The following is a 9,896-nucleotide window of genomic DNA, read 5'->3' as shown; positions in this document are numbered from 1 at the left end:
GCTACGAACGACACCCCCGCAACTACCTGGCCTTCCTCGGCCTCGCCGCAGCCATCTGCTGCTACAAGCGACTGGTCCGCCTCACCACATAGGACACGGTCTTATTCGAGGATGCCGAGGTCGCTGTCCGGGCGGCAGATCGGGCAGGCCGGAAGGGTGCGGCTGCCCAGGACTGGCCGTGTGGCGGCAGTGGAGCTGCTCTGGGACGGCGATACGGTGCACGACTGGTTCGTGCTCCTGGTCGCGGTCCTGGACGCCCCAGATGGGGAGGGCCACCTGGCGACCGTCTACCACCGATCTGACGGCCCTCCTCCTGGTGTTGCCGCGGCCGAAGCCGGCCGGGTGCTGGCCGGCCACCTTCGCGTTCCTTTCCACTTCGCGTCTCCGGACGTCCCTGATGACGACGCCCCACGCTGGAGGACGATCCAACGCTTGGCGGAAGGGCCGTGACTGGAGGCACGGACGGAGCGCGGCGATCCCAAGCAGGGAAGTCATCACCACCCTGGCAACGTCCCGGACACCTCGGCGGCCCGGACGTCGTCGGCGGTCATCAGCGGCGATAGCGAGAACGGCAGCCGCGACAAGGACGCACGGATGCGCCGCTGGAAGTGCGCGGCCTCGACGTCGTCATTCTGCTCCGCTCTCAAACAGGACGGCATCGATGGGCGGCGGGAGTCCGCAGTCGCGTTCAGCCCTGCCGCCGCCGAGACCTACAAGGCGGCCTACGAGGCGCGGCCCGGCGTCTCGGACGTGCAGATCGTCCCCGTGACCCTCGAGCTTGCCCGACGCAGCCCTTCAGCGGCTTCCTCGATGACGGTTCCCGGGTCGTTCGCCATCAGCTTCGGGATTCCGGCGGCGCAGTGGACGATGGCCAGGAGCGCGATCTGTTGTGCGGGAGAGAGCCGGGTGGAGGCCTCGGGCATGGCGTAGATGAGGCCGCTGAGCGTCTAATCGGTCGCTTCGGACAGGCCTCCGCGGGCGTCTGGGTCGAGGGCGGTTTCGTCGCCTGGGTCGAGGGTGGTCACGGCGTCTTCGACCGCGTCGGCGAGGGCGCCGACGATCCAGGGATCGCCGGGGGGTAGGGCCCGGATCCACGCGGCCGCGCGCTTGCCGGCGGCCGCGCCGGTGGCGAGAGCTTCCTTCTCGCCGGTCCACGGCTCGCGGGGGTCCGGGGCGGTGGGGGCGGTGGCGGTGGGTAGGTGGTGAAGGGACAGCCCGGCTGACGGGACCGCCCGCCGCTGGTCACCGCCCATCGGGTGCGCCGGTATCCGTCGGACATGACTGACGCGGAGTGGGCGGCCGTGCGGCCGTTGCTGCCGGTGCCGGCCTGGCTGAACGGGCGGGGCGGACGCCCCGAGGGCTACTGCCACCGCCAGCTGCTGGACGCAATCCGCTACCTGGTCGCGGGCGGGATCTCCAACACCGCCAGGCGCTGGCGGGCGAACGACCATGCCCGAGACATCGCGACGGTGTCACCCGGAGGAAGAAATAAGGTTCACTGTAAAATTCGCCTCGAAGGTGCGCACATCATCTTGATATTGCGCTCTATACGACCACGGGAAATCAAAAAATCCTTCGAGGTCGATAAAGAACACCTTTTTTCGACCTGCGAAATAGTAAGTTTCATTGGACCCGCCCTTGATTACCATGTGCTGCCAAAGGCTACTGTCAATCATTAGCATCTGATTAAGATTGCTAGTCTCCGATACTTCGAAGGCGGAAATGGAGAGCCGTACTGTGGAATTGTATGTCAGGCTCTTTCCTGGCTTGATGGATAGTGCCCCACTGTCGTGAATCGGCTGCCCCGCATCTACGTTATAGAGGAGCCCGGATTGAAGTGTATGCTCTTCATCTTTGACGCGAACCGAGCGAGCGGATATACCCCCATACGGGGATACCGAGCGATTTCCCGTGTTAGTGATGCTTGCCAGCGTAACGTCAATGATTTTTTCAGCCATGACATTTCTCCGTGCTTTCCAGATCAGTTGAGCCTCGGACCGCCCTTCCACTACACATGGCGCACCCCTCCGGCGCGCCCGCATACGGAGCAGTGACGGCAGTTGGATGTGCGCGGGCGTCGGCGCCTGTGGGGGCGGAGGTACGTCACGATCCGAATCGTGGGACCTGTGTTCGCCGCACTCCCATACAAGCCCAGGTTCTGAACCCACGCAAATCGTGAAAACACCCTGTAGGCGGGAATACTTGAGGGCAGGGGCGCCATGTAGGGGGTCACATAGTTGACATCTGAGAGGGGTGCAGACGCATGGCTGCTGGCACGCGTCAGAGCCCCGTTTAGCGCCAGTCCTCACCTGTCGCTGCTGGAACCACGGTGCTCGAGTGGCGTCGGTCTGAAACCCGCGAGACGATGGCAGTTGAGGATTTCAACGCACTCGCCTGGGGGGTTCAGGGCACTCGACACTTCGGAGCATTGCGATGAACGCCAAAGCCAGCTGCGGGCCGCAAAGCGACCCCGAGTTCTTCGATGCACTCGACAAACTGTTCGCCCAGTACCCCCGGGCTGCCGATAAGTACGCGATCAAATGCATGACCTTGGAACGCGACGTCCTGAAGATCGACTTCAGCAAGCAAATAGGCGTGTCCCACATCGAAGACGGCCGCCTCATCACGGAATACGTAGACCGAGACCCCACGCGCGAGCACGGCTGCTGCGTATGGGGGCGCGGCGAATGCCTCGAGAAATGTGAGCCCGCGTGGCTATGAGCTCGTAACACGATCTTGTTGAAGTGTGCTGGTTGGCCGTGCCCGGTGTGAGCATTCGGCCGTTCGTGATGATGTGAGTACTCGACCGTGGATCGTGGACGACGACTTGTGGGCGCTGATCGAGCCGTTGCTGCCGCCGTGGCCGGAGCGGTCGCCGGGGCCGCGGCCGGTGTTGGACCGGCTCTGTCTCCAAGGCATCCTGTTCGTTCTCTACAACGACATAGCCTGGCAACTGCTGCCCTTTGAGATGGGGTTCGGCTCCGGCCAGACCTGCTGGCGTCGCCTGGACCGGTGGCAGAAGGCAGGCGTCTTCGACCAACTGCACCAAGTCCTGCTCGCGAGCTGAACGCGGCCGGCGAACTCGACTGGTCACGTGCGTGCGTGGACGGCTCCCACATCCGCGCGAAAAGGGGGGACCCGACACCGGCCCGTCGCCGGTCGACCGGTGGAAGACGGGCAGCAAGCACCACCTGATCTGTGACGGACGTGGCACCCCGCTCAAGGTCCTCACCACTGCCGCGAACGTCAACGACGTCACCCAGACGCTCGCCCTGGTCGACGGGATCCCGCCCGTCGCAGGCCGCCCGGGCCGGCCCCGCCGCCGGCCCGACGCCATGCTCGGCGACAAGGGCTACGACTCCAACCCGAACCGCGATGCGCTACGGAAGGCGACGGATCCTGCCGGTCATCTCGCGCAAGGGCTGTCCGAACATCAAAGGGATGGGCAAGCTCCGCTACGTCGTGGAGCAGACCTTCGCGCTCCTCCACCACTTCAAGCGTCTCGCCGTCCGCTGGGAACGCCGCACCGAACTCCACGACGCCTTCATCTCCCTCGCCTGCAGCATCATCTGCTACCGACGCCTCAAGAAATCCCGCTCATGATCGTGTTACGAGCTCTTAGAGGTCATCTCATTTGGGTCGTTGGGTAGGCTGACGGTTGTGGCGGGGATTGTTGAGCGGCTGGTGCCGGATGAGTTGTGGGAGCTGTTCCAGCGGGTGGTGCCGGAGGCGCCATCGCGGCCTCAGGGCGGTGGCCGGCGTCGGCATGGTGACCGTGAAGTACTGGCCGCGATCGTCTTCGTGGCCACCTCGGGTTGTACCTGGCAGCAGCTGCCCGCGGCGTCGTTCGGGCCCTCGGGGGCGACAGCCCACCGGCGGTTCTCCGAGTGGAGCAAGGCCCGGGTGTGGGCCAAGCTCCACCGCCTGGTCCTGGACGAGCTCGGCGCCCGGGGCGAGCTGGACTGGTCCCGCTGCGCGATCGACTCCGTCAACATGCGAGCCCTGAAAAGGGGGACCTGACAGGTCCGAATCCTGTCGACCGGGGCAAGTTCGGCTCGAAGATCCACTTGATTACCGAGCGGACGGGTCTGCCCCTGTCCGTCGGAATCTCCGGGGCGAACCTGCACGACAGCCAGGCATTCGAACCTCTCGTGCGTGGCATCCCACCCATCCGCTCTCGCCGCGGGCGCCGACGGCGCAAGCCCGGCAAGCTCCATGCAGACAAAGGCTACGACTACGCTCACCTGCGGAAATGGTTACGCCAGCGCGGCATCAAGCACCGCATCGCCCGTAAGGGCATCGAGTCCTCGCAGCGGCTCGGACGCCACCGCTGGACCATCGAACGCACCATGGCCTGGCTCGCCGGCTGCCGACGCCTCCACCGCCGCTACGAACGCAAGGCCGAACACTTCCTCGCCTTCACCAGCATCGCCTGCACCCTCATCTGCTACCGCAGGCTCGCCAAATGAGATGACTTCTAATCCAGATACGCCAGCAGCCCCTCGAAGGCGTTCTCGTACGGCCGTTGCAGGTTCATCGCCGTAGTCTGGACGCCGCTAAGGACCTGCCGGATGTTCTTCCGGTCTGCGCCGGGGCGCGGTGTAATGAGCATGCGGTGATCCTGCCAGCCCTCACTGAAGATGCTCAGTACTCGACGTGGATTGCCGATGGCGGCGTCAGGTTGCTGTCCGCTATTTCGTGATCAGGTTGATCTTAACCATCGAGGCACCCGGTATGAGATCAGAGCCTTTTACGCTCGGCGCCTTGGGCTGGAAACGCTGGCCGAGGTATTCACCCACGTATTGCCTCACGGCCGCTTCGATCTTGTTGCCAAATGCGCTTTTTCCGTAGGGATCTTTTGGTAGTTTCGACGGGTCGATGTGACCGATGTTTCCGTTGTGCCAGACCAGGTCCTGATTTCCTCCTGCCAGATAGATGTCCATGCTGATATTTCCATCGGCGTCGTACGTCACGACGGCCACGCAGGACTGATCCGGGTGTTGGGCGGCCCAGTCCGTCAGAGCTTTGTTCTTGGCCTTCTCGGCCGAGTTGGCAGACTTGATTTCGCCCGCGACAACGCGTGGCACTGTTAGCTGGCTGTTGTTCTCGGGGCTTTGAGGCCCTTCGCCTGCCCATTTAGGGGGTTCGGGGTGGTAGCCACCCTCGCGTGGCTCGTAGGTCGACGGCCGCCGGGGCTGGTACTGCCGTTTCTCGGGCGCTGGCTTCACCAGGCCCTCGGACGCGGAACCGGGCTTGGTGCCGGCGACTCCGGACGCGAGCCCCTGGAACGAGGCGTCTCTGACGGCTTGCTGTCCGGCGGCTTTCTTCGCATCAATCTCGCTTTTGGGGCCGACGCGACCTACGGTGATGAACCGATCCGGCTGGGAGCGATGCGGAGTCGGCACCCCGTCGATGACGACGGGCTCTTTGGTTTCCATCTGGATCGGTCGGAGACCGAGCTCGCGCTCGACCTCCCTTGGCGACACCTTGCTGGGGTCGATCGGGCCTCGGCCCAGCCCCAGGACAAGGTCGTTGAAGCTCTTTCCCGTCCTCTTCTCCAGTTCCTCACGGACGTCCGAGTCCGTACGGCTGTCCGGCCCTTCCGGCTTCGGCGGTGGAGGCTGGCCAATCGGCCCTTCCGGCTTCGGCGGTGGAGGCGGTCCATACGGCGCCTCCGGCTGCGGCGGTGGAGGCGGTCCATACGGCGCCTCCGGCTGCGGCGGTGGAGGCGGTCCATACGGCGCCTCCGGCTGCGGCGGCGTGTATGGCGGCGCCGGTGTCGGGTGGAAAGCAGTTCCGCTCGCAGCCGCAGAGGCGTCCACCGAGAAGGCGACGGTGGTGTGAGGGTCGCCTGCTTGATCTTCTGTTGCCACAGGCTGCGTCGGTTGACTGGCTGGAGACACATCGTCGTTGCCAGTCGCGTGCTGGTGCTGAGGTTGTGCGTCCCCAAGGCCAGCTTCGGGACGGGTGGCGTGTTGGTCTTCACCGTGCGCCTCGTGGGGCTCGCTCTGCGAGCCCTTCTGCGGGCTGCTCAGCGTATCGATGAGTCTGTCCAAATTCGTCCCGCGGTCGGTTGCGCTCGAGCGGGGAAAGTCCTTGATCTTGTCGCCCGTGTCCGATGAGCGATCTGTCCTAGGCATCGGGGTTTTCCTCTTCGGAATGGGTCGTCCGGCCGCCGGCTTCGGTGAGCAGCGCGTTCAGGATCCGCCGCTCGGTGGCAGGGTGCGCCCATTTCTCGGCCGCAAGCATGTGCTGGGCGAAGCAGAGGGCTGTGCAGTCGACGATGTCTTTGAGCCGGGCTGTGAGTGCGGTCGGCTGTCCGTCGACTGGGAATTCGACAAGGTGGTAGGCCGCGTCCTGGCACACGTTCCATAGGTTGGGGTGTCCGCCATCGGGTGAGGCCCGGTCGGTGTCGCGTGCCTCCCTCCAGGGTTGAGTGTGCGCGCCCGTGTCGACGAGTTCGGCGACGGGTAGTCGGCACAGGCAGGGCCCGGGCCTGTTTTCCCAGATGCGTGGGCATGCCTGGAAGGGGCCGTGGCCGCCCTGGAGGGTGAGCAGCAGCATCCGCAGTCTGCCTGTGTCGTCGTTTGTGTCGCGGTCGTCCAGGTGGTTGAGGACGGTTTGGTCGATCAGGTCAGCAACGGCGGCGGTGTCGGCGTACGTCCACCCTGAACGTGCCCCGCGGTCATCGGCGATACGGCGGGCGCCGTGGCGTGCAAAGCAGCGGAAAAAATCTTGACTGTCGATGTGCCGGGGGCGCCGAGGCTCGATAGTGGCGAGGACGTCTGGCCAGACCCTGGTGAGAGCATCCTGGGTCTGCACGGCTGAGTAGATCAGCCGGCCAAGACAGCGCCTCATGACTGGTTCCTGGAGGAGGGATCTGGCGGTTTGACAGGCTTCTGGGGCCCGTAGGCAGCGCAGGTCGCAGTCCGAGGTGGGCAGAAGCGGGCCAGCGGTGTCCGGCCCGGTTTGGGACATGTGCTCGCGGACTTCCTGATGCGTGGGCCATGTGGCTGTGCCGCCCTTGCCGAGCGGTATCTGCAAGAGGAGGGGTGCATCCTCGCCGTCGGTGAACACGGCCGCTCGGCCGACGGGCATCGTGGCAAAGGCGACGGTTTGATGCTGCGTCATGGCCATGGCTGCGCCGAGGGCCTCGCGGTCGTCGCCGGCGACAATGCGGTGGGCGATCTTCAGGTTGGTGTTCTTGAGGACGTCCGGTGCGAGTTTGGTGGGTATCTGGTCGACGATGACCACGCCTTGGCCGTATGCGCGGACCTCGGACAAGAGGTGCATGAACGTCTCTATTGCCTTTCCGCGTGCGTCGGCCTCGCCCCCTTCTCCTCCGCGGCCTGGGGAGGTATTGGCGAGGAGCCGGTGGGCCTCCTCTACCACAAGTAGGTGTCGCAGTCCGGCAGCGTCCCCTTGGGTGCGGCGGTACTCGGCCAGTCGGATCATCAACAGGCCCATCACGAAGGCCTTGTCGTCGTCGTCCCCCATGCCCTCGAGTTCAAGGACGGTCGGCCGGGTGAAAAGTTGCTCGACGGGTATGGAGGAGCGGGTGTCTAGCATGTGTCCCTTGCCTGCTGTGCGCAGGCTGTTGAGCCGTGTGGACAGGGCGGCCTTCATGTCGCCGGTGACCTTGTCCTCGTAGCCGAGCCGGGGGACGACGTACTCCACCTTGGCTACCAGGTCGGTCAGCGTCGGGAAGGCGGATGATCGGTCGTTGCCATCTATGCGACGGTTGGTGTCTGTTGTGACGTCCCAGCCGTGGTCGGTGTATATGTCATGCAGACAGACCTCAAGGATCTGGGGGAGTGGGGTCCACATGCCGAAGCTGGCGTTGAACACGGACCTGAGCAGGTCGAGATGAACGGCGAGTGGGATGTCGCGCGGGACTTCGAAGGGGTTAAGGCGCAAGGGGGCCACGGTCTCGTTGCCAGGCGTGAGCACCTGCAGGCGCCGTCCGAGGCCAGGGTCGTGCAGTAGCGCTCTGTATTCGGTCTTGGCCGGTTCGAGAATCAGGAAGGGAACGTCGCGGGCGTCGAGTGCACGCAGCAGGTTGAAGACGGTGTTGGTCTTGCCCGAGCCGGTGACTCCGGTGACGAAAGCGTGGCGGGTCAGTTTGTCCGGGTCCAGCCCGTAGGGCGTCGCAGTGACACGCTGGCGCTCCACGAGCGTACCCAAGACCAGTGAACCGCTTGTGGAAGGTGGGGGAACGCTGTCGAAGGACGGTACCTCGGTGACCGTGAAGCCGTTGGTTTCGACGGTCGGGAAAGCGACGTACGCGGCCAGCTGCGCGGAGCTGAGCAGGGTCTGGTGCTGGAATGGGGGGCAATAGCGGCGTTCACTGAGGTCGGGGACCGGGTCGGGCATTGACCACGCTTCCGCGAACATAGGCGCGTCGACGTGGTCCCATACGCGCACGGGCTCGGGCAACGAATGCTCGCCAGAAAAGACGCCCCGCCACAGGCTCGCCGCATGGGGGTATCCGTCGTTGTCACCGTATAGGTACACGGCAGTGCGCCAGGCACCTGTTCCCTGGGCATCGGTGAAGGCTCTCAACTGGACGCCAAGCAGCTCACTGTAGTGATCGGCAAGCGGACTCGGAACACCGCCCAGCCTTGCCGACGTTTGAACCGAGCGCATCTCGTTGATGAGTTTCAGTTTCAGGTCGCGTATTAGCGGCTCGCCTACCGGCTGCGCCAGGACAAGGGCGCCCCAGCGCACGTCGCTCAAGGCTCTCAGCAGTCTGTCGAGCTGACGCTCCCCGGTGGCGACGGAAGGCGGGTCGGGTGTGGGAACTCCCATAACGATGCCGCCCAGCGGCCACGATCCGGCAGAGGGTTCGTCAGCCTGGAGATTGATCGCCGGATACAGACTCCGCAGGCCGGTCTCCACCAGTCGCCCGTTGTCCTTGACATCGGACGGTATGGCTTGAGCAGGCAACCAGGTGCCAACTCGGATGGAGATCTGTCCGGGCTCCGAAGTGATGATGAATGCCAGCGGCACCTGGTAGCCGTAGAGGCTGACAAGAAGATCGCGGGTGGCCGACGACGCAGCCTGAGCCTTATTGGTGCACCCGACTCCTCTGACCCTCATCACCACGCGTAGATCGGCAGGAGCCTCGGTAAAGCAGCTGCCCGCCTCAGGCACTGGCGGAAGAGGCCCGGCCCGCTGCAGCCGGTCCAGATCCTCGGAGGTGGTGTCGTACTCGTTCATGGCTCGGGGAAGTCTGGCGGCGGGCCGGAGTCAATTCCCATCACCACGAACACCATCCAGGCGATCCAGGCAAGCAGTGCCAGAATCCCCAGGAAGATCATGACTTTGGAAACTCTCCTGGCTCGAACGACGGCTCCCGTAGTGACGTTCGTAATCCGGGTGGCATGCAGGGTTCCGTTCCTTATACGTCCCCGGGCACGGACCCAGTCACCGTCGCTGACCGAACCCTCAAACCTGCGGCCGCGCATCTCTACGGGCACGAGCTGCACCCGGTTGCCCATCTGGTCGAACCTCTCGACCCTAAAGGTCCAAACCACCTCTGGTTCGGACTCCCTGCCGCCTAGCTCAGAGCGGGACATCAAACCACGGACCTGCCCCTCGGCAGCCCCCTCATGCGCGTTCTCTGGCGGGAGCGTTGGCGAGGCAGAACCCATATGCGGAGGTACGTCCTGCGACTGCCCGGCGGCCGGGGGCAGCCGCCCAGGGCTCCACCCTCCGCCCACTCGACCAGACCTTGAGAAAGGTGGGGCGTCCCCTTCAGGCGTGGCCCCTTGGCCACTAGGCAGCCACGGCTGCGCCTGGCGGGCTCTGCCGCCCTGTTTCGGGATATCGAAGTCGACAGCGCATCGCCGGTTCCTGATCTGGTCCAGGGCGGGCGTGTGGGGCAGGCTGCACGA

General features: G+C 64.8%; 8 protein-coding genes and 4 pseudogenes. 7 read left to right on the top strand and 5 right to left on the bottom strand.

Annotation, left to right across the window (positions count from 1 at the left end; genetic code table 11):
• Both IE136_RS35090 and IE136_RS35085 read left to right on the top strand, forming a co-directional pair.
• Positions 1 to 92 (top strand): annotated as a pseudogene (locus IE136_RS35090) (IS5/IS1182 family transposase); the annotation flags it as partial.
• A 502-nt stretch (positions 93 to 594) separates the two neighbouring features.
• Positions 595 to 930, top strand: a complete 336-nt coding sequence (locus IE136_RS35085; protein WP_189602554.1) for a hypothetical protein — start codon at positions 595 to 597, stop codon at positions 928 to 930.
• A gap of 17 nt (positions 931 to 947) precedes the next feature.
• On the opposite strand, the gene IE136_RS35080 is transcribed toward IE136_RS35085, so the two are convergent.
• A complete protein-coding gene (locus tag IE136_RS35080) occupies positions 948 to 1,253 on the bottom strand; it encodes a hypothetical protein (RefSeq protein ID WP_189602553.1) in 306 nt (101 codons plus the stop codon).
• A gap of 24 nt (positions 1,254 to 1,277) precedes the next feature.
• Between IE136_RS35080 and IE136_RS36345 the strand changes: the two are divergent.
• A pseudogene (locus tag IE136_RS36345) lies at positions 1,278 to 1,442 on the top strand (transposase); the annotation flags it as partial.
• Positions 1,443 to 1,472: 30 nt separating this feature from the next.
• Here IE136_RS36345 and IE136_RS35075 read toward each other — a convergent pair.
• Positions 1,473 to 1,958 carry a hypothetical protein gene (locus IE136_RS35075; RefSeq protein WP_189602552.1) on the bottom strand — a complete coding sequence of 162 codons (486 nt, stop codon included), beginning with the start codon at positions 1,956 to 1,958 and terminating at the stop codon, positions 1,473 to 1,475.
• A gap of 475 nt (positions 1,959 to 2,433) precedes the next feature.
• Here IE136_RS35075 and IE136_RS35070 point away from each other — a divergent pair, with 475 nt between their 5' ends.
• The 3 genes and pseudogenes from IE136_RS35070 (at position 2,434) to IE136_RS35060 (ending at position 4,469) form a co-directional block, all read left to right on the top strand.
• Positions 2,434 to 2,721: a hypothetical protein gene (locus tag IE136_RS35070; protein WP_189602551.1), complete on the top strand. Its 288-nt coding sequence runs from the start codon at positions 2,434 to 2,436 to the stop codon at positions 2,719 to 2,721.
• A gap of 73 nt (positions 2,722 to 2,794) precedes the next feature.
• Positions 2,795 to 3,603: pseudogene (locus IE136_RS35065) on the top strand (IS5 family transposase).
• A 66-nt stretch (positions 3,604 to 3,669) separates the two neighbouring features.
• A protein-coding gene (locus tag IE136_RS35060) for an IS5 family transposase (protein ID WP_373309221.1) occupies positions 3,670 to 4,469 on the top strand; the annotation gives its coding sequence in 2 pieces (ribosomal slippage) (positions 3,670 to 4,018 and positions 4,018 to 4,469; 801 coding nt in all).
• Positions 4,470 to 4,691: 222 nt separating this feature from the next.
• Here the strand turns inward: IE136_RS35060 and IE136_RS35055 are convergent.
• The 3 genes from IE136_RS35055 to IE136_RS35045 are packed head-to-tail and all read right to left on the bottom strand — an operon-like array spanning position 4,692 to position 9,578.
• Positions 4,692 to 6,140, bottom strand: a complete 1,449-nt coding sequence (locus IE136_RS35055) for a hypothetical protein (RefSeq protein WP_189602550.1) — start codon at positions 6,138 to 6,140, stop codon at positions 4,692 to 4,694.
• Entirely contained in the window at positions 6,133 to 9,219 is a 3,087-nt protein-coding gene (locus IE136_RS35050) for an ATP-binding protein (RefSeq protein ID WP_189602549.1), read from the bottom strand. Before IE136_RS35050 ends, IE136_RS35055 begins: the two co-directional genes overlap by 8 nt.
• Positions 9,216 to 9,578: a hypothetical protein gene (locus IE136_RS35045; protein ID WP_189602548.1), complete on the bottom strand. Its 363-nt coding sequence runs from the start codon at positions 9,576 to 9,578 to the stop codon at positions 9,216 to 9,218. Before IE136_RS35045 ends, IE136_RS35050 begins: the two co-directional genes overlap by 4 nt.
• A gap of 211 nt (positions 9,579 to 9,789) precedes the next feature.
• On the opposite strand from IE136_RS35045, the pseudogene IE136_RS35040 reads away from it, so the two are divergent.
• A pseudogene (locus IE136_RS35040) lies at positions 9,790 to 9,896 on the top strand (transposase); the annotation flags it as partial.

The sequence above is a fragment of the Streptomyces lateritius genome (assembly GCF_014649715.1).
Taxonomy (GTDB): domain Bacteria; phylum Actinomycetota; class Actinomycetes; order Streptomycetales; family Streptomycetaceae; genus Streptomyces; species Streptomyces lateritius.
Note: the sequence above shows the minus strand (reverse complement) of the source record. Positions and strands in the feature narration are given on the sequence as shown.